The organism is Pseudomonas sp. NPDC089918 (assembly GCF_050280605.1).
Lineage (GTDB): Bacteria > Pseudomonadota > Gammaproteobacteria > Pseudomonadales > Pseudomonadaceae > Aquipseudomonas.
This window is the reverse complement of the sequence record NZ_JBNNVP010000011.1, coordinates 115,370-135,383: the sequence shown is the minus strand read 5'-3', so window position 1 is coordinate 135,383 and position 20,014 is coordinate 115,370. Positions and strand designations below refer to the sequence as shown.

Here is a 20,014-nt window from a genome sequence, read left to right as displayed (position 1 = left end):
ATCTCAATAACCCTTTGGCTTGTGAGGTCGATCCTAGGGGGTTACATTAAATAACTCAAATTCATATTTTTTATGCTTTGCATAACCAACTGGAATGCCACCGAGACATCATCATGGACCTCGCCAACCTCAATGCTTTTATCGCGATTGCCGAGACCGGAAGCTTCTCCGGCGCTGGCGAACGGCTACACCTGACGCAACCCGCCATCAGCAAGCGCATCGCCGGGCTGGAGCAGCAATTGAAGGTACGGCTGTTCGATCGTCTGGGCCGGGAAGTCAGCCTGACCGAAGCCGGTCGCGCCCTGCTGCCACGGGCCTATCAGATCCTCAATGTACTGGATGACACCCGCCGCGCCCTGACCAACCTGACCGGCGAAGTCTCCGGTCGTCTGACATTGGCCACCAGTCATCACATCGGCCTGCACCGTTTACCGCCCTTATTAAGGGAGTTCACCCGACGTTACCCACAAGTGGCGCTGGATATTCAGTTCCTCGATTCGGAAGTGGCTTACGAAGAAATCCTCCATGGCCGCGCCGAACTGGCGGTAATCACTCTTGCTCCGGAGCCCCATGCACTGGTCAAGGCCACGCCGGTGTGGGACGACCCGCTGGATTTCGTGGTCGCCCCAGAGCATTCGCTGATCGCTAACGGTCCAGTCAGCCTGGCGGATATTGCCCTGCACCCCGCGGTTTTCCCCGGTGGCAACACCTTTACCCACCACATCGTGCAGCGCCTGTTCGAGGCCCAGGGCCTGACGCCGAACATCGCCATGAGCACGAATTATCTGGAAACCATAAAAATGATGGTCTCGATTGGCCTCGCCTGGAGCGTTTTGCCGCGCACCATGCTGGACGATCAAGTGGCGCGCATACCTTTGCCGGGCATACAGCTCACTCGCCAGCTAGGCTATATCCTGCACACCGAACGGACGCTGTCGAACGCGGCACGGGCCTTCATGGCTCTGCTGGATGCACAAATCGATCAGCCAGGGACTCGCGGCTAAGCTGTGCTTCTTCTTTTTGTGCTACGCCTATAGAGCCCCAAAACCGTGTGCCTAACGCCCAATTCAGCCCAAGGCCTGTTTATCCATGCCCAAATCTGTTGAACGTATGCCGCCGATGCCGCGAATTCAGGCACTTGACCCCAAACGGTCCGAGCAGAGCTGGGAAAGCGCCCCGCAGTTGCTGGCGGCCCTCAACGGCGCTCGGCTCGGCGCCTGGTATTGGGACATCGAGCGGGGGCAAATCAGTTGGTCACGGGGTACTCAGGCGTTGTTCGGCTTCGATCCCCGGCAACCGTTGCCCGAGGACCTGGAATACCTCGACCTGCTGCCTCAGGAGGATCGGGCGAAAGCCATCCGCGCCTTCAATGCAGTGATCGCCGGCGCCCCGCTGGAACAGGCGATGCACCACCGCATCCGCTGGCCCGACGGCAGTCTGCATTGGCTGGAGATCAACGGCAGCCTGCTGCCGGACAAAAACGGCCGGCCACGAATGATAGGGGTCATTCGTGAAATCACCCATCAGCGCCAGCGCGAACAGGCACTGAGCAGCTCGGAAAAGCGCTTCGCCACGCTGTTTCACCTGTGCCCGAACATGGTCCTGCTGACCCGCCAGGAAGACGGCCTGATCAGCGAAGCCAACCAGTATTTCGAAAGCCTGTTCGGCTGGCCGGTGCAAGACGCCATCGGCCGAACCACGCTGGAACTGGGCCTTTGGGTCAACCCGGAGCAACGGGTGCAACTGGTCAAGGCCACCAAGGCCAAAGGCGAGCTGATCAACATGGAGGTGCAATTTCGCGCCAGCAACGGGCAGGTTCACGACGGCATCCTCAGCGCGCAAAAGGTCGAACTCGAAGGCCAGCCTTACCTGCTGAGCACATTCCTCGACACCACCGAACGCAAAATCGCCGAGCACGCCCTCAAAGACAGCCAGGAACGCCTCGACCTGGCCCTGGATTCGGCGCAACTCGGCACCTGGGACTGGCACATTCCCAGCGGCATGCTTTACGGCTCGGCGCGGGCCGCCCAGTTACATGGGCTGGACCCCAAACCCTTCCATGAATCCTTCGATGCGTTTTTCGAAGGCGTGCCCGACGAAGAACGCGGCACCATGCGCGACGCCTACCGCAGCCTGCGCGAAGGCCCGGCCGGCAATTACCAGCTGACTTACCGCGTGCAGCTAACGGATGGCAGCTCGCGCTACCTGGAAAGCCGCGCCAGACTCTACCGCGATGAACAGGGCAACCCGTTGCGCATGGCCGGCACACTGCTGGACATCACTGATCAGGTAGAGCGCGAACAGCAACTGGTGGCGTCGGAAGAGAAATTCGCCACCTTGTTCCAGGTCAGCCCGGACCCGATCTGCGTCACGCGCCAGGACACCGGTCACTTCATCGAGATCAACTCCAGCTTCACTCAAACGTTCGGCTGGAGCACCGTCGACGTGATTGGCCGCAGTGCCGACGAAATCGGCCTGTGGGACGCTTCGGCGAAGAGCCTGCAAAGGATCGAGCGGGTCATCCGCGAACAGGGCCTGAACAATGTGGCGATCATCGTCCGGCACAAGGACGGACAGTCCCTGACCTGCGTGATATCGAGCCGGCAGATCAGCGTCGGCGACCAACCCTGCATCGTCACCACCCTGCGCGACATCACCCAGCAGCAACGCTCGGAAGCGGCGCTCAAGGCCAGCGAGGAGAAGTTCGCCAAGGCCTTCCACTCAAGCCCTGACGCCATCACCATTACCGAGCGCGACACCGGACGCTACCTGGAAGTTAACGATGGCTTCTGTCGCCTGACTGGCTACCGCGCCGATGAAGTGGTCGGCCGCACGGTGTATCAGGTGGGCATCTGGGCCGAAGAGAAACAACGCTCGGCGTTGCTGGCGGAACTACAGATCAAGGGCCGGGTTCACCATCAGGAAATGCTCGGGCGCAACAAACGCGGCGAGTTGTTGACCGTCGAAGTCTCGGTGGAGCCGATCACCCTCAACGAAACGGCGTGCCTGCTGCTGACCGCCCGAGACGTCAGCTTGCTGAAAAACGCCGAAGCGCAGATCCGTCACCTGGCCTACCACGACCCGCTGACCAACCTGCCCAACCGCGCCCTGTTGATGGATCGTCTGAGCCAGCAGATCGCCCTGCTCAAACGCCACAGCCTGCGTGGCGCGCTGATGTTCCTCGACCTCGACCACTTCAAGCACATCAACGACTCCCTTGGCCACCCGGTGGGCGATACAGTGCTGAAGATCATCACCGCGCGCCTTGAAGCCAGCGTCCGCATGGAGGACACCGTCGCGCGTCTGGGCGGTGACGAATTCGTGGTGCTGCTCAGCGGCCTGGAAGGTTCGCGCAGCGACGTCAGCGCTCAGGTCCGGGAGTTGGCGGATACCTTGCGCGAACTGCTGTCCGAACCGATGTTCCTCGACGGACAGCGCCTGCAAGTAACACCGAGCATCGGCATCGCGCTGATCCCCGACCACGGCTCGACCCCGACCGACCTGCTCAAACGCGCCGATATCGCCCTCTACCGCGCCAAGGATTCAGGCCGCAACACCACGCAGATGTATCACAACACTATGCAGAAGGCCGCCAGCGAACGCCTGCGCATGGAAACCGACCTGCGCCTTGCCCTTTCCCGGGGTGAGTTCAGCGTGCAGTACCAACCGCAGGTGGACGCTCGCAATAACCGCATTACCGGCGCCGAAGCCTTGGTGCGCTGGCACCACCCGCAACTGGGCGCGCAATCGCCCACCGAGTTCATCAAGGTGCTGGAAGACAGCGGGCTGATTCTGGAAGTCGGCACGTGGATCCTCGACGAAGCCTGCGCAGCCTTCAAACATCTGGTCGCCAAGGGCCTGATCAATCCGCTCGACTTCAGCCTGTGCGTGAACATCAGCCCCCGACAATTCCGCCAGAACGATTTCGTCGAACGCATCGAACACAGCCTCGGCAGCCACGGCCTGCCCTGCTCGTTGCTGAAACTGGAAATCACCGAAGGCATCGTCATCCAGAACCTGGACGACACCATCAGCAAAATGCGGCGCCTGAAAAAACTCGGCGTGAGCTTTGCGATGGACGATTTCGGTACCGGTTATTCCTCACTGACCTACCTCAAGCGCCTGCCGGTAGACACCCTGAAAATCGATCAGTCGTTCATCCGCGATGCCACCACCGACCCCAACGATGCCGAAATCATTCGCGCCATCGTCGCCATGGCCCGCAGTCTGGAGTTGGAAGTCATCGCCGAAGGGGTGGAAACCCTGGAGCAACTGGCGTTTTTGCAGGGGCTGGGCTGCCATTTGTATCAAGGGTATTTGCACAGCCGGCCGCTGCCGGTGGAGGAGTTTCAGAAACTCCTCAAATGAGTCGGACACAGGCACAAAAAAGGGCGCCAGTGGATGGCGCCCTTTTTTTGTTGCTCTGACTCAGTGTTGCAGAGCCGGCTTCTGCGTCCCGTTGATCGGGATGCGTTTGGCTTTCGCCTCTTCCGGAATTACGCGCAGCAGGTCGATGCTCAACAAACCGTTGCGCAGTTCGGCGGCCTTGATTTCAATATGGTCCGCCAGACGGAACGACAGTTTGAAGGCGCGCTGAGCGATGCCTTGGTACAGGTAAGTGACGCTTTCGTCCGCGTCACGTTTGCCGCCACTGATGGTCAGCACACCTTTCTCCACTTGCAGGTCCAGGTCTTCTTCCTGGAAACCGGCGGCCGCTACGACAATGCGGTATTGATCATCACCGTATTTTTCAACGTTGTAGGGTGGATAGGTGCTGCCTGGCTCATTGCGCAGGGCGGTTTCGAACAGGTCGTTGAAACGGTCGAAACCTACCGAGGAACGGAACAGTGGGGCCAGGGAAAATGCAGTACTCATGATTCAAATCTCCTGAACATAATCAGCAAGTTTTTTTGTCTCCGCGACCCGAATTCGGCATCGCGTAATCCTTAGATAAGGACCGCTGATTACTTTTCAAGAGATTATTTCAAGATTTTTTCAGGCCGCTTCAGACACCTGCAGCCCCAGTAAACGCGAGACATTATCCAGTTCGGTCTCACGACGCAGAACGGTGAACAGCTCTACCGCTTCGGGATAATTGCGGGTCAGCATCGCCAGCCACTGCTTCAAGCGACCCGGCGATTGGCGTGGCGTCATCTGCGCCTTGGCTTGCAGCCAGAAGTCTTGAATCAGCGGCAGCAGCTCGGCCCAGGTCATCTCAACGACGTCTTCACCGGCGCGAGCGGCAGCGATTTGCCGGGCCAGATCCGGGCGCGATACCAGTCCACGACCGAGCATGATGTCTTCGACGCCGCTGATCTCGCGGCAACGACGCCAGTCCTCAACACTCCAGATGTCGCCATTGGCAAACACCGGGACCTTGACCACGTCCTGCACCCGAGGGATCCATTCCCAGTGGGCTGGCGGCTTGTAGCCATCGGTCTTGGTCCGCGCGTGGACCACGATGTGCGCCGCCCCGCCTTCAGCCAGGGCCGTGGCGCAAACCAGCGCACCGTCCGGGCTGTCGAAACCGAGGCGCATCTTGGCGGTCACTGGAATGTGCGCTGGCACCGCACGACGGACGTGTTCGACGATTTGGTTGAGCAGTTCAGGCTCTTTGAGCAGCACCGCACCGCCACGGGATTTGTTGACGGTCTTGGCCGGGCAGCCGAAGTTCAGGTCGATGACCTCGGAACCCAACTCGCAGGCCAGCGCGGCGTTTTCCGCCAGGCACACCGGATCGGAGCCCAGCAGTTGCACCCGCAGCGGCACACCGGACGCGGTTCGGGCGCCAGTCAGCAGTTCCGGGCCGAACTTGTGGTAGTAGGCAGGCGTAAGCAGCTGATCGTTGATCCGAATAAATTCGGTCACGCACCAATCAATACCGCCCACACGGGTCAGCACGTCCCGCAGGATGTTGTCGACCAACCCCTCCATGGGCGCCAAAGCAATTTGCATGAAAAACACACTCAACGAAAAACGTGCGGCAGTTTACTGGATAATCTAATGAAAGACTTGCGCATACCTCTGTGGCGAGGGGGCTTGCCCCCGTTGGGTTGCGTAGCGACCCCCAAATTTTACGACTGCTACGCAGCCGAACGGGGGCAAGCCCCCTCGCCACAGGATCGTGTCAGCTTGGAACTTGCAACGCCGGGCCATAGCCCTCGATAAACTCCGCCGGCATGCGCTTGGGCTTGCCGGTCGACAGTTCAATGCACACGAAAGTGGTTTGCGCCCGCAGTAACGTCGTGTTGTCGCTGGGGCGCTTCAACTGGAAGTGTCGGGTCATTTTCAGACGCTGGTCCCAATCGACGATCCAGGTCGCCAACTGCAACTCATCGCCCTCATAGGCCGCCGCCAGATAATCGATCTCGTGCCGTACCACCGCCATCGCCCGGTCCAGCCGCCGGTACTCGACCAGATCCAGGCCAAGCCGTTGCGAGTGGCGCCAGGCGCAACGCTCGAGCCAGGTCACGTACACGGCGTTGTTCGCATGGCCCAACCCGTCGATGTCCTCGGCGCCCACTTCCAGATCAATGATAAACGGCGTTGCCCGATCCCAGCCCATGCCCCACTCCTGGTCAGATTATTTCGACCGGGGCAGTGTAACGGATGCTCAGGCCGATTGGCGCGATTGCAGACTGCGACCGGCCAGCAGCGAAAGAACGCCGTCGATCACCCGAGGATCGGCCAGCACCCGCTGATGCCCACCCTCTTCCAGGCGCAACAGACGGCTGTCGAACCAGGCTTCGTGGATCAACTGGGATTCCTTGACCGGAACAAAGTTGTCGTCCTCGGCATGGACGATCAGCCCCGGCATGTCGAGCTGATAGCGCGCAACATCCAGCGCAGCGGCGCGCATGCCGACGTCTTTCTCGACCTGGCGAATAAACGCCGAACGCGCTTTGGGCGGCAGGCGCACATAGCGTGCGAACCCACGCAGTACCCCGAGAATTCGCGCCGGGGCGGCGATTGAGACCAGGGTTTCGGTGCGCAAGCCCAACTGAACTGCGAGCATGGCACTGGCGCCACCCATGGAGTGTCCGATGACCGCTTGCAGCGGCGGCAACTCAGCGGCCGCCTCGAGCATGGCTCGGGCGAACAGCACCACATTTGCTTCGCGACCAGGCGAGCGACCGTGAGCCGGGCCGTCCAGGGCAACCACGGTGTAACCGGCATCGACCAGCGCGGTGATCAACGAAGCAAACTGCGTTGGCCGGCCTTCCCAGCCGTGCATCAACAACACTGCCGGCCCCTGGCCCCAGCGCAGCGCCGAGAGGCCGAAGCGCAAGGTGATCCGTTCGGATTTCGCCAGTAGCGGCAATTCCCAATCACGCGGCGGCAATTCCCGCGGAGTCATGAACGCCAGGCGCATCTTGCTCGCCACCAGCTTCGGCGCGAACCAGCCCAAGGTGCCATTAACGCCACGAACCCAGCTCAACGTGTTCATCGCTCATCTCCTCAGGCTGATGCCTTTAGGTCACAGCACCGCCGACTTGGCGGCGCGCAGCAATCGATCGGACAACTCTCCTGGCCCCAGCGCCCGCGCCAGAGCCAAACCACCGACCATCAAGGCCATGTCGGCCAAGGCTTTGTCGGTCTCTTCCGGGCTGGCCGCCAACTGCGCGACCATCAACTCAATATGCTCATTCAATGCCACACGAAATTCGTCCGGCAGACGGCCCAGCTCGCCGACCGACGCCGGAATCGGACATGCCTGCTCGGTGGAATCACGGTGCTTGCGCGACAGGTAGAACGCTGCGACCAACGCGCGACGCTCTTCGCCGGTCAACTCGGCATCCATGTCGGCGATCAAGCCACGACGATGGCTGAGCAGTTGCTTGAACGCTTCCAGCATCAATGCGTCCTTGCTTTCGAAGTGCGCGTAGAAGCCGCCGACCGTCAGGCCGGCTGCGCCCATCACTTCACCCACGCTCGGCTCGGCCGGGCCGCGCTGGATCAGCGCTGCACTGGCAGCCTTGAGGATGCGTTCGCGGGTTTGAGCTTTTTTATCGTTCATCGTTGCCTCCGAATATTACGACTAGAATATTATTCTCATAATAATTTTTCGCAAGTCGCGGATGTGACCGCTGGTCTGAAGAACAGTTTTGAGAAAAAAGGAGAGTTGGCCAAACGCCAGACAAACAAAAGGGCCATTCAATAATTGAATGACCCTTAAAAATCCCGCAGAGCGGGTAATCGTGGCGTCCCCTAGGGGACTCGAACCCCTGTTACCGCCGTGAAAGGGCGGTGTCCTAGGCCACTAGACGAAGGGGACACAAACCCTTCTATACAACTGATCAGTCCTGAGAGCTGATCGATTCAAGGCCGGTGTGGCCAGACCTTGAACTGTAAAATTGGTGGAGCTAGACGGGATCGAACCGTCGACCTCTTGCATGCCATGCAAGCGCTCTCCCAGCTGAGCTATAGCCCCTCATCGCTGAGGACGGGGCGAATCTTAATGGCGCATCGGAAGGCTGTCAAACTTATTTTTAACAATTTCTAAAATTTTTTGCCCACATAACAATCACTTACCGCCCTCCCCCCGAAAAACGGGGGTGGCGCCGAAGAGCAAGATCAAAAGATCGCAGCCTTCGGCAGCTCCTACACAAGGTTAAACAGCCTTAAGCGATAGCGCCCAGGAGTTTTTCCCACTCCTTGTTTTCCTTCTTCGACACGCCGCCCAGCAGGTCGATAGCCTGGCGCAGACGGAAACGGGTCAGGTCCGGACCGAGGATTTCCATCGCATCGAGCACCGACACCGAGCTGGCCTGCCCCGTGATCGCAGCGAACATCAGCGGCATGGCATCACGCAGCTTCAACTCCAGGGATTCGACCACCGCCTGAATCGTCGCGGTAATGCTGTCCTTCTCCCACTGACGCAGGCTTTCCAGCTTCCACAGAATCAACTGCATCAACTGACGAACCTGATCGCCCGAGAGCTTCTTGGATTCGAACAGTTTGGCGTCCGGGTTCACGCCACCAGCGAAGAAGAAGCCGGCCAGCGGTGCGACCTGGCTGAAGGTTTCAACCCGGCCCTGCACGTGCGGCGCGATCTTCATCATGTATTCAGGGTTCAGTGCCCACTTTTGCAGACGAGCGGCGAACTCTTCCACCGGCAGGTCACGCAGCCACTGGCCGTTGAGCCACGACAGCTTCTCGATGTCGAAAATCGGCCCACCGAGGGAGACGCGGCTCAGGTCGAAGTTATCGACCATTTCCTGCAGGGAGAACTTCTCGCGCTCGTCCGGCATCGACCAGCCCATGCGGCCCAAGTAGTTGAGCATCGCTTCCGGCATGAAGCCCATGCGCTCGTAGAAGGTCACCGAGGTCGGGTTCTTGCGCTTGGACAGCTTGCTCTTGTCCGGGTTACGCAGCAGCGGCATGTAGCACAGCTGCGGTTGTTCCCAGCCGAAGTATTCGTACAAGAGGATCAGTTTCGGTGCCGAAGGCAGCCATTCTTCACCGCGCAGAACGTGGGTAATGCCCATCAGGTGGTCATCGACCACGTTGGCCAGGAAGTACGTCGGCAAGCCGTCGGTCTTCATCAGCACTTGCATGTCCATGCGATCCCACGGGATCTCGACGTCGCCACGCAGCATGTCAGGCACCACGCACACGCCTTCGGTCGGCACTTTCATGCGGATGACGTGTGGCTCGCCGGCAGCCAGGCGGCGCGCGACTTCTTCCTTGGAGAGCAACAGCGCACGGCCGTCGTAACGCGGGGTTTCGCCGCGGGCCATTTGCTCGGCGCGCATCTGGTCCAATTCTTCAGCCGTGCAGAAGCACGGGAAGGCATGACCCAAGTCGACCAATTGCTGGCAGTACTTCTGATAGATATCGCCGCGCTCGCTTTGACGATAAGGACCGTGCGGGCCACCGACATCCGGGCCTTCGCTCCAGTCGATACCCAACCAGCGCAGGGCGTCGAAAATCTGCTGTTCGGACTCGCGGGTCGAACGCAACTGGTCGGTGTCTTCGATCCGCAGGATGAACTCACCGCCATGCTGCTTGGCAAAGCAGTAGTTGAACAAAGCGATGTAAGCGGTACCTACGTGGGGGTCCCCGGTAGGCGATGGCGCGATGCGAGTGCGGACGGTGGTCATGGCATGTCTCGAAAAGAATAAAAAGCGAAGATCAAACAAGAGGCGAATGGTAACAGGCGATAGCCGCCCGGCTCCAGTGAGTGGGGTATTTACCTCCACATCACTCGTAGGCCGAGGTGGGTTGAGGGCTGGGGGAAGCGCTTTAGCTGACGAATATAGCGTTCAGTCGTACGCCTTCGCGAGCAAGCCCGCTCCCACATTAGACCGCGTCCGCCTGGACAACTCGGTCAACTGTGGGAGCGGGCTTGCTCGCGAAGAGGCCCTGTCAGACACCACAAATCAAACAGCGATCAACCGCTCCCGCAACTTGCCGATTTCGTCGCGCAACTGCGCCGCGGCTTCGAATTCCAGGTCGCGAGCGAGCTGGTACATTTTTTCTTCCAACTGACGAATGCGTTTGCTGATCTCGCTCGGCGAGCGCAGTTCGGCCTCGTACTTGGCACTTTCCTCGGCGGCCTTGGCCATGCCTTTGCGCTTCTTGCTGCGCGAACCCGGCACGACCGCGCCTTCCATAATGTCGGCGACGTCCTTGAACACCCCCTTCGGCGTGATGCCATTGGCCAGGTTGAAGGCGATCTGCTTGTCGCGACGACGCTCGGTCTCGCCGATCGCCCGCTCCATGGAGCCGGTGATGCGATCCGCATACAGAATCGCCCGCCCATTGAGGTTGCGCGCCGCCCGGCCAATGGTCTGGATCAGTGAGCGCTCGGAACGCAGGAAACCTTCCTTGTCCGCGTCGAGAATCGCCACCAGCGAGACTTCCGGCATGTCCAGGCCTTCACGCAGCAGGTTGATCCCCACCAGCACATCGAAGACGCCGAGACGCAAGTCACGGATAATTTCGACCCGCTCCACGGTGTCGATGTCCGAGTGCAGATAACGCACGCGCACGCCGTGGTCGGCCAGATAATCGGTCAAATCTTCAGACATGCGCTTGGTCAGCGTGGTGACCAGCACCCGCTCTTCCAGGGCCACACGCTTGGTGATTTCCGAGAGCAAGTCGTCGACCTGGGTCAACGCCGGACGGATTTCGATTTGCGGGTCCACCAGACCGGTCGGGCGCACCAATTGCTCGACCACTCGGCCAGCATGTTCCGCCTCATAATTGCCCGGCGTGGCCGAGACAAAAATCGTTTGGGGACTGATGCTTTCGAACTCATCGAAACGCATCGGCCGGTTGTCCAGCGCGGACGGCAGACGGAAGCCGTACTCCACCAGAGTTTCTTTTCGGGAACGGTCACCTTTATACATGGCGCCGACTTGCGGCACGCTGACGTGGGATTCGTCGATCACCAGCAAGGCGTCAGCCGGCAGATAGTCGAACAAAGTGGGCGGCGCCTGGCCGGATTCACGGCCCGACAGGTAGCGCGAATAGTTTTCGATGCCGTTGCAGTAGCCCAGCTCCAGGATCATCTCCAGGTCGAAACGGGTGCGCTGCTCCAGTCGCTGGGCTTCCACCAGTTTGTTATTGGAGCGCAGGTATTCCAGGCGCTCCTGCAATTCGACCTTGATCCCTTCGGTGGCCTCGAGCAGGGTTTCCCGCGGGGTCACGTAGTGGCTCTTCGGATAGAAGGTGAAACGCGGCAGTTTGCGGATGACTTCACCGGTCAGCGGATCGAAGGCGGACAGGCTCTCCACTTCGTCATCGAACAGCTCGATACGGATCGCTTCGAAATCGGATTCCGCCGGGTGGATATCAATCACATCGCCGCGCACCCGAAAGGTCGCCCGGGCGAAGTCCATGTCGTTGCGGGTGTATTGCAGGTCGGCCAGGCGACGCAGCAGCGCGCGTTGGTCGAGCTTGTCGCCGCGATCCACGTGCAACACCATCTTCAGATAGGTTTCCGGGCTGCCCAGACCGTAGATGCAGGACACCGTGGTGACGATGATCGCGTCCTTGCGCTCCAGCAGCGCCTTGGTCGCGGACAGGCGCATCTGCTCGATGTGGTCGTTGATCGAGGCATCCTTCTCGATGAAGGTGTCGGACGACGGCACGTAGGCTTCGGGCTGGTAGTAGTCGTAATAAGACACGAAGTATTCAACGGCGTTGTTCGGGAAGAACGCCTTGAATTCACCATACAACTGCGCGGCCAGGGTCTTGTTGGGTGCCAGCACCAGCGTCGGGCGCTGTATCTGGGCGATCACGTTGGCGATGCTGAAGGTCTTGCCCGAGCCGGTCACACCGAGCAACGTCTGGTGCGCCAGCCCGGCCTCAATGCCCTCGACCATCAGGCGGATGGCTTCCGGCTGATCGCCGGCGGGCTCGAAGCGGGTGACTAGCTGGAATTCAGACATACATACCTCTGGATTCGCGCCTGCCCAGTCAAACCGGACAGCGACGAAAAAAACCACAAACGACCGATGTCGCCCAAGGAAAAAACTGGATTGTGCTCAATGTGGAGCCGATTGCCGTCGCTTTCAAGGCAAACGTCCTACATCGGGTAAAACCTTTGACGACACCACTCGACCCACGATCGAAAAATAATTGGAAAAACTTACCGTAAAAGCCGAATCGCCTGTCGCCATCAATCGCTGATGGCCTCTATACTAGCTCCCCGTTTGTGCACCGCTCTAGTGCATTCGGCTGGAGCGCGACACGTCCCTCCACACTCCATTCAGAGCCGCCGCAATAATGAGCCTGTTCTCCGCTGTCGAAATGGCACCACGCGATCCAATCCTGGGCCTCAACGAAGCATTCAATGCCGATACCCGTACCAACAAGGTCAACCTGGGGGTCGGTGTTTACTGCGACGAGGAGGGGCGAATTCCACTCCTGCGCGCCGTTGTCGAAGCCGAGACGATTCGCGCCGCTCAACACGTTTCCCGTGGTTACTTGCCGATCGACGGCATCGCCGCCTACGATCAGGCCGTGCAGAAACTGCTGTTCGGCAATGATTCGCCGCTGATCGCCGCTGGCCGGGTTATCACCACCCAAGCCGTCGGCGGTACTGGCGCGCTGAAAATCGGTGCTGATTTCCTCAAGCAACTGCTGCCGAACGCCGTCGTGGCCATCAGCGACCCGAGCTGGGAAAACCACCGCGCCCTGTTCGAAACCGCTGGTTTCCCGGTGCAGAACTATCGCTACTACGATGCCGCCACCCACGACGTTAACCGTACAGGCCTGCTCGAAGACCTGAACGCCTTGCCGTCCGGCTCCATCGTTGTGCTGCACGCTTGCTGCCACAACCCGACCGGCGTGGACCTGAGCCCGGCAGACTGGAAAAACGTACTGGAAGTGGTCAAGGCCAAAGGTCACGTACCGTTCCTCGACATGGCCTACCAGGGCTTCGGCGACGGCATCGATGAAGACGCCGCGGCCGTGCGCCTGTTCGCCGAATCGGACCTGACCTTCTTCGTTTCCAGTTCGTTCTCCAAATCCTTCTCGCTGTACGGCGAGCGCGTTGGCGCTCTGTCGATCGTCAGCGAATCGAAAGAAGAAGGCGCGCGCGTACTGTCGCAAGTCAAACGCGTGATCCGCACCAACTACTCCAACCCGCCGACCCACGGTGCAAGCATCGTCGCCGCCGTGCTGAACAGCCCGGTACTGCGTGCCCAGTGGGAAGAGGAACTGGCAGAAATGCGCCTGCGGATTCGCGGCATGCGCACCCAGATGGTCGACTTGCTGGCGAAAAACGCTCCACAGCGCGATTTCAGCTTCGTCGGTCGCCAGCGCGGCATGTTCTCCTACTCCGGCCTGACGGTTGAGCAGGTTACCCGCCTGCGCAGCGAGTTCGGCATCTATGCCCTGGACACCGGCCGCATCTGTGTTGCCGCGCTGAACCAGAGCAACATCGACGCCGTGACCAAGGCCATCGTTCAGGTGATCTGAGTCCTCGCGTGATACGAAAACGGGAAGCCGCAGGGCTTCCCGTTTTTTATTTGTCTTTGATAAATCTCAAAGCAGCGGCTCCGCCCTTTAAACTCCACACAAATCCAATGTGGGAGCGAGCCTGCTCGCGATAGCGGTCTTTCTGTCACATAGATACAAGCTGTGCCGCCGCCATCGCGAGCAGGCTCGCTCCCACAGGTTTTATGTACACCCGAGAATTCTTGAGAACCCACATGAAAAACGATGACCTACGCGCCGACCGCGACGAGCTGGACCACTTCGTGCCCCGCTCTTCGGCCAAACGCGGTAATAACCTGGTGCTGCAAGTGGCTGCGGGCGTATTCCTTGGCGGCCTGGCCTTGTGGCTGGTGCAGCTGACCGCCACGATGCTGTACGCCAAGCTGATGCTCGGCACTATTACCTTCGGCGGTTAAGCCAATTCAGTTGCACGCTGGCTGGCCGCATCGTCATAGGCGACATAAAGCGACTCGGCCACCTGGCTTTTGATCGCCTTGGTGCTTTCCAGACCCAAAACAAAACCTTCGGCCTTGCCGCCCGCGCGGTTCAATTCGTCAGCGGTGCTGGCCTGAGTGATTGCGTCGAACAGTTTCTCGGCGTGCGGACCAACGCCTTTGGGCAGGCTGATCTGAGCGATGCTCATGCGAACACCCCGCTGTTTTGAAGTGTGAGGGCTGGATGATTCATGGCGCGTACCTTTTCGGCTGAGGGCCGGCAGCGCGTGTCACCACTTCCGGGCGACCATGGTAGACCTCTACCGCGATTCTGGTAACCGCCAATGGCCGATAACCCCCTCCGATCCGATGAAAACATCAAACTGCCGACAGAGGCTTGACTTCTCTTTTTGAATCAGTAACATAGACGCCATTCCGCGATAGCTCAGTTGGTAGAGCAAGTGACTGTTAATCACTGGGTCCCTGGTTCGAGTCCAGGTCGTGGAGCCAGACAAGGTTCCAGAGAAGGCTTTCAAAATCTCTGAAACCCCCGAAAAACCCGCCTTTTGGCGGGTTTTTTCGTTTTGGCGTTTTGTCGGCACGCAGGTATCAAGCAACATGAGTGTTCGCTGCAAGCTCATACGCGGGCTCGGGCTTGATCTTGAACCAGAGGGCGTACATCGCTGGCAGGAACACCAGGGTCAGCACGGTGCCGGCAAACGTACCGCCAATCAGGGTGTAGGCCAGCGTTCCCCAGAACACCGAATGGGTCAGCGGAATGAACGCCAGCATTGCCGCCAACGCCGTGAGAATCACGGGCCTCGCGCGCTGCACAGTGGCTTCGACCACGGCGTTGTAAGGCGACAGGCCGGCTTGCTCATTGGAGTGAATCTGCCCGATGAGGATCAGCGTGTTGCGCATCAGAATCCCTGACAAGGCAATCAGTCCCACCAACGCGTTGATCCCGAAGGGTTGCTGGAACAGCAGCAGAATTGGCACCACACCAATCAGGCCCAAAGGCGCAGTGGCGAACACCATCATCATTGCCGACATCGAGCGCACCTGAATAATAATGGTCAGCAACATCAGCGCGATCATGATCGGGAACAACGGTAGCAATGCCTTGTTCGCTTTACCCGACTCCTCGATCGAGCCGGCAAACTCAATCCGATAGCCCGCCGGCAGTTTTTCGATGATGGGCTGCAACTGCGTTATCAAGGCGTTGGAGACATCGGGAGGCTGAAGACCTTCAGCCACGTCACCACGCACAGTTATCGTCGGCGTACGATCACGACGTCGCAGAATGGGTTCCTCCATGCGCACATCCACCGCCCCTACCTGGGACAGCGACACGCGCTGCCCTTGGGCACCGGTCAGCGTGAAGGCGGCAATTTTCGACGGATCCAGACGCGTCTCTCCCGCCGAGCGAGCAACCACCTGAACCGAACGAATATCCTCACGCACCTCGGTGACAGGCACCCCCGTGAGCAGGAATTGCAGCTGTTGCGCGACATCGGTCGAGGTCAAGCCGAATGCTTGCAGGCGATCCTGATCCAGCGTGAGATGAAGTGCCGGCGCGCGCTCGCCCAAATCGGTGTTGACGGTCCTCATCATGGGGCTGGCGGTCATGACCTCACGCACCTGCGCGGCGATATCCCGCAACACTGCGGGGTCGGCGCCCATCACCCGAAAGGCCACCGGATACGGTGAATAAGGACCAAATACCAACTGCGTCACCCGCACCCGGGCTTCAGGCGCCAAGCCATCGGCTACGGCTTGCCTGAGGCGGAGCTTGAGCGCCTCGCGCTCTTGCTGACTCGTGGTCAGGACGACGATTTTTGCGAAGGATGGATCGGGTAGCTCAGGGGCCATCGCCAAATAGAAGCGCGGTGCGCCCTGGCCAATGTAAGCGGTGACGATCCTGGCTTCCGACTGCAGAGCCAACCACGCCTCGACCTTGGCCGCGGCCACATCAGTCTGCTCTATAGAGGTGCCGTAAGGCATCTGCACCTCAACCAGCACCTCAGGTCGGTCGGACGTTGGAAAGAACTGCTTCTTGACCACGCCCATGCCCAGAATCGCAACAACAAACAAGCCAACGACGGATGCAGCCACCAGGCCTTTGCGGCGGATCACACTGCCCAGCAGGCGCCTGAAACGCTGGTAGTTCGGTGTACCGTAAATCGCCGTATGCCCGCCTTCAGGCACCTTGATCTGCGGCAGCAGTTTGACGCCCAGGTAAGGGGTAAACACCACGGCCACCACCCAGGAAGTGATCAGCGCAATGCCAACGATCCAGAACATGTTCGCGGTGTATTCACCTGCGGTCGACTTGGCAAAACCGTTGGGCATAAAGCCGATCGCCGTCACCAATGTCCCCGACAACATCGGCGCGGCCGTGTGGCTCCAGGCATAAGCGGAGGCCTTGATTCGGTCGTAGCCCTCCTCCATCTTCACCACCATCATTTCAATGGCAATGATTGCATCGTCCACCAGCAGCCCCAATGCCAGAATCAACGAACCCAGGGTAATTCGATCGAAGTCTTTGCCCGTGGCCGCCATGACAATGAACACGGCCGCCAGGGTCAGCGGCACCGCCGCGGCAACCACAACGCCGACACGCCAGCCCATGCTGAGGAAACACACCAGCAGCACCACGCCCAGGGCAGCAAAAAACTTCACCATGAACTCGTTGACGGATGCGCCAATGTTCACCGCCTGATCCGTGACCTTGGTCAGGCTCATGCCCAAAGGCATCTGCTCGTTGATCGCTGTTGCCTCGGCCTCCAGCGACTTCCCCAGATCCAGACCGTTCCAGCCATCGCGCATGACCACGCCGAGCAACAATGCGGGCTCGCCGTTGTTGCGTACCAGGAACGTCGCAGGGTCCTCATAACCGCGCTTGACCTCAGCCACATCGGACAACTTGAGGGTTCTGCCCTGCACCGTCAGTGGGGTATTACGAATCTTCTGCAGGTCATCAAACGCGCCATCCAGGCGGATGAAAACCTGTGGGCCCTTAGCTTCAACCGAGCCGGCCGGCGTTATCATGTTCTGCGTGTTCAACGCACTGAAGATGTCTCGTGCGGAAATGCCCAATGTCGCCAGACGCTCGTAGGACAGCTCGACAAAAATGCGCTCGGCCTGTTCACCGATGATGTTGACCTTCTTCACACCCGCCACATGCAGCAGACGCTGGCGCAAGCTCTCGGCTTCGCGCACCAACAGACGTTGCGGCTCGCCCTTGGCCTTGAGCGCATAGAGCGCGAAGGTGACATCGGAATACTCATCATTGACCATCGGGCCGATCACCCCTGACGGCAACCCCTTCTGCTCATCCAGGATTTTCTTGCGCGCCTGGTAAAACTCCTCCTGGACGGCTGAGGGCGGCGTGCTATCAAGCAGATAAACCGTGGTGAATGCCAAGCCGGGCCGGGTAAAGGTCTCGGTCCGGTCGTACCAACGCAGTTCCTGCATGCGTTTTTCCAGCTTTTCTACCACCTGGTCTTGCATCTCCTGGGCCGTCGCCCCAGGCCAGGCGGTGACCACCGTCATTTGTTTAATGGTGAATGCGGGATCTTCCGCACGCCCCAGTTTGAAGAAGGCGTACAACCCACCCACAGAAATCAGCAGGATCAAAAACAGGGTGATTGAGCGCTCGCGTACGGCCAGCGCCGAAAGATTGAAGCCGCTCATCGACTTACCTCAACCACTGAATTTTGCGGAGCATCGGCGAGTTCAGTCCTGACCTTCTCTCCCTCGCTCAGCAAGTGAGCACCCAATGCGACAACACGATCACCCACCTGCAGATCACCCGTCACGCGCACGCTGGCCTCGTTATTCAGGCTGCGAACCTTGATCGGGCGCCATACCACATGCTCCGGCTCTCCCCCAACCACCCAGACACCCGGGCCTTTACCCGCGTCGTAGAGGGCCCCCATGGGGACCTGGAATTCCTTGGCATCAGCAACATCCGTGTCGGCGATAACCACTGAGATCGTCGAACCCAGGGTGGCGTTGGAGAGCGCCCCTTCCAGCACATAACGCGCTTCAAACGTTCGGGTCTGTCGGTCTGCAGAGTCGGACAGCTGACGTAAACGGGCGCTGCCTGCACGCTGGTTCTGCCCGTAGAGCTCAACCGTCGCCGCCGAGCCCAGCGCAGGACGTAGCGTCTCGGGTAACTGGATCACGGCCTCGCGCTGCCCTGAATGGGCAACGCTTACCACCATCTGTCCTGCGCCAACCACCTGACCCGGCTCCGCCAAGGTATCCACTACAACCCCATCAGCATCCGCCAGCAACGTCGAATAACCGGTCGCGTTTTTCGCCACATCAGCCTGAGCCCGGGCAGCGTTTAGCTGAGCCTTCGCCGAGTCGGCAGCCGCTTTGATCCCTGCGTAAGCTGAGGCAGATACCGCACCGACGGACACCAAATCACGGTAGCGAAGTTCATCATCGGAGGCCTGCCGGGCTCGGGCCATAGCGGCCAGCACCGCTTCCTGCTGCGCCCTGGCGGTCAGCGTCAGGTCGTTGGCATCGATGCGCATAAGTGGCTGCCCACGTTTGACACTCTGCCCAGCGTCCACCAAGCGCTCCAAGACTTTCCCAGGCACCCGAAAACCGAGATCGCTCTGAACTCGAGCCGCGACGATACCGGTGAATACCCGTGCCGCAGGCGCGGAGGGTTGAACCACGCCGATGCGCACCAAGGGCACTTGAAGGCGAGGATCGGCAGGCGTGGCCTCGTTGCAGGCCGCCAGGGCAAACGGCAACAAGGCAATGAAAATGAGTGACATGCGATGGCGCTGGATCATAAAGACCTCTCGGTAGCGGATGCACCATGCTTATTCAAGTGACCAATTCTGTCAATAGTCACCGCCGAGACGAATGAACATTCCCCAACTTGATCAGAGCAAGGCAGAGAGGCTTGATATCTGGTTTTTTCAGGCGCACACGCTGATACGGATGCGTAGCGCATCCGTCAGCGGACGGTTTAAGGCATCAGGCTGCGCAGAACAAGATTGGAGATAAGAGAAGGGGCTTCTTCAACAAAATCGAGGTTGTACTGCAATAGCAAAGGATTGATAAAGGGCCGCAGAGCGAGATGAATCGCCTCTACCGTCTCGTCCAGCGGTGTCTTGCGTTCAAACTCGCCGAGCTCTCGCCCCTCACGCACGATTTGCGACACGAAGCTCTTGATCTGAGCGTCATAGACTTGTGAGCTGGGCCAGCGCTCCGATGCGGCGAACGCTGCGATGTCATAGAGTTTACGGTCATTAAAGAACAGGCTCACACCTGTAGCGATTAAGGTTTTGACCAGGCGCCGAAAACGTTCAGTCGGCGAGATGCCGTCTACATTGATGGCCTGCTCAACTGCCGCAACGATTTCAGTCAGGCAATTTGTACAGATTGCTTCACCAATCGCCTGCTTGGATTCAAAGAATTTGTAGATGTAAGCCTTGGAAAAGCCGATGGCCTTGGCTAGGTCAGAAACCGTTGTTTTGCCATAACCGTACTGACTGAAATGCTCGTTGGCCGCCGCGACAATCTGGTCTCGAATGTCATGATCGACTGGGCCACGGGCGCTGGGCGAAGAAACTGATGGCTGATTCATGCGAGCAGCTTACTCA

At 59.4% G+C, this 20,014-nt stretch carries 15 protein-coding genes and 3 tRNA genes; 5 read left to right on the top strand and 13 right to left on the bottom strand.

What is annotated here, in order from left to right; genetic code table 11:
• Nucleotides 1-113: 113 nt before the first annotated feature.
• Both ACQKPC_RS10890 and ACQKPC_RS10885 read left to right on the top strand, forming a co-directional pair.
• A complete protein-coding gene (locus ACQKPC_RS10890; protein ID WP_007905966.1) occupies nt 114-1,004 on the top strand; it encodes a LysR family transcriptional regulator in 891 nt (296 codons plus the stop codon).
• A gap of 85 nt (nt 1,005-1,089) precedes the next feature.
• Nucleotides 1,090-4,368 carry a sensor domain-containing protein gene (locus ACQKPC_RS10885; protein WP_427624537.1) on the top strand — a complete coding sequence of 1,093 codons (3,279 nt, stop codon included), beginning with the start codon at nt 1,090-1,092 and terminating at the stop codon, nt 4,366-4,368.
• 60 nt (nt 4,369-4,428) lie between these two features.
• Here ACQKPC_RS10885 and ACQKPC_RS10880 read toward each other — a convergent pair whose 3' ends face one another.
• From ACQKPC_RS10880 to uvrB, 9 genes are all read right to left on the bottom strand, one after another.
• A complete protein-coding gene (locus ACQKPC_RS10880; RefSeq protein ID WP_007905974.1) occupies nt 4,429-4,875 on the bottom strand; it encodes an Hsp20 family protein in 447 nt (148 codons plus the stop codon).
• 120 nt (nt 4,876-4,995) lie between these two features.
• The gene (locus ACQKPC_RS10875; RefSeq protein ID WP_038980070.1) at nt 4,996-5,955 is read right to left on the bottom strand and encodes a tRNA dihydrouridine synthase; all 960 of its coding nucleotides are present in this window, start codon (nt 5,953-5,955) and stop codon (nt 4,996-4,998) included.
• Nucleotides 5,956-6,127: 172 nt separating this feature from the next.
• Entirely contained in the window at nt 6,128-6,565 is a 438-nt protein-coding gene (locus ACQKPC_RS10870) for an acyl-CoA thioesterase (RefSeq protein WP_017337624.1), read from the bottom strand.
• Nucleotides 6,566-6,613: 48 nt separating this feature from the next.
• Nucleotides 6,614-7,447, bottom strand: coding sequence for an alpha/beta fold hydrolase (locus ACQKPC_RS10865; RefSeq protein ID WP_427624536.1), 834 nt, complete (start codon nt 7,445-7,447; stop codon nt 6,614-6,616).
• 30 nt (nt 7,448-7,477) lie between these two features.
• Entirely contained in the window at nt 7,478-8,017 is a 540-nt protein-coding gene (locus tag ACQKPC_RS10860; protein ID WP_427624535.1) for a TetR/AcrR family transcriptional regulator, read from the bottom strand.
• Nucleotides 8,018-8,199: 182 nt separating this feature from the next.
• Nucleotides 8,200-8,275 (bottom strand) — tRNA-Glu (locus tag ACQKPC_RS10855).
• Nucleotides 8,276-8,355: 80 nt separating this feature from the next.
• Nucleotides 8,356-8,431: transfer RNA gene (locus tag ACQKPC_RS10850), tRNA-Ala, on the bottom strand.
• A 190-nt stretch (nt 8,432-8,621) separates the two neighbouring features.
• A complete protein-coding gene (gene gltX, locus ACQKPC_RS10845) occupies nt 8,622-10,103 on the bottom strand; it encodes a glutamate--tRNA ligase (RefSeq protein WP_007905986.1) in 1,482 nt (493 codons plus the stop codon).
• A 279-nt stretch (nt 10,104-10,382) separates the two neighbouring features.
• Entirely contained in the window at nt 10,383-12,398 is a 2,016-nt protein-coding gene (uvrB, locus tag ACQKPC_RS10840) for an excinuclease ABC subunit UvrB (protein ID WP_008007189.1), read from the bottom strand.
• A 337-nt stretch (nt 12,399-12,735) separates the two neighbouring features.
• Here uvrB and ACQKPC_RS10835 point away from each other — a divergent pair, with 337 nt between their 5' ends.
• Together ACQKPC_RS10835 and ACQKPC_RS10830 are read left to right on the top strand one after the other, a co-directional pair.
• On the top strand, nt 12,736-13,932 hold the full coding sequence (locus tag ACQKPC_RS10835) for an amino acid aminotransferase (protein WP_427624533.1): 1,197 nt from the start codon (nt 12,736-12,738) through the stop codon (nt 13,930-13,932).
• 233 nt (nt 13,933-14,165) lie between these two features.
• On the top strand, nt 14,166-14,366 hold the full coding sequence (locus ACQKPC_RS10830) for a hypothetical protein (protein ID WP_007905992.1): 201 nt from the start codon (nt 14,166-14,168) through the stop codon (nt 14,364-14,366).
• Here the strand turns inward: ACQKPC_RS10830 and ACQKPC_RS10825 are convergent.
• Nucleotides 14,363-14,593, bottom strand: coding sequence for a hypothetical protein (locus ACQKPC_RS10825; RefSeq protein ID WP_008007186.1), 231 nt, complete (start codon nt 14,591-14,593; stop codon nt 14,363-14,365). The two genes, ACQKPC_RS10830 and ACQKPC_RS10825, sit on opposite strands and share 4 nt — an antisense overlap.
• Nucleotides 14,594-14,818: 225 nt before the next feature.
• Here ACQKPC_RS10825 and ACQKPC_RS10820 point away from each other — a divergent pair.
• Nucleotides 14,819-14,894 (top strand) — tRNA-Asn (locus ACQKPC_RS10820).
• 99 nt (nt 14,895-14,993) lie between these two features.
• On the opposite strand, the gene ACQKPC_RS10815 is transcribed toward ACQKPC_RS10820, so the two are convergent.
• From ACQKPC_RS10815 to ACQKPC_RS10805, 3 genes are all read right to left on the bottom strand, one after another.
• Nucleotides 14,994-18,080, bottom strand: coding sequence for an efflux RND transporter permease subunit (locus ACQKPC_RS10815; RefSeq protein ID WP_008075954.1), 3,087 nt, complete (start codon nt 18,078-18,080; stop codon nt 14,994-14,996).
• Nucleotides 18,077-19,198, bottom strand: a complete 1,122-nt coding sequence (locus ACQKPC_RS10810; RefSeq protein WP_427624531.1) for an efflux RND transporter periplasmic adaptor subunit — start codon at nt 19,196-19,198, stop codon at nt 18,077-18,079. The genes ACQKPC_RS10815 and ACQKPC_RS10810 overlap by 4 nt, the downstream gene beginning before the upstream one ends.
• Before the next feature lie 179 nt (nt 19,199-19,377).
• On the bottom strand, nt 19,378-19,998 hold the full coding sequence (locus tag ACQKPC_RS10805; RefSeq protein WP_007905997.1) for a TetR/AcrR family transcriptional regulator: 621 nt from the start codon (nt 19,996-19,998) through the stop codon (nt 19,378-19,380).
• Nucleotides 19,999-20,014: the final 16 nt, after the last annotated feature.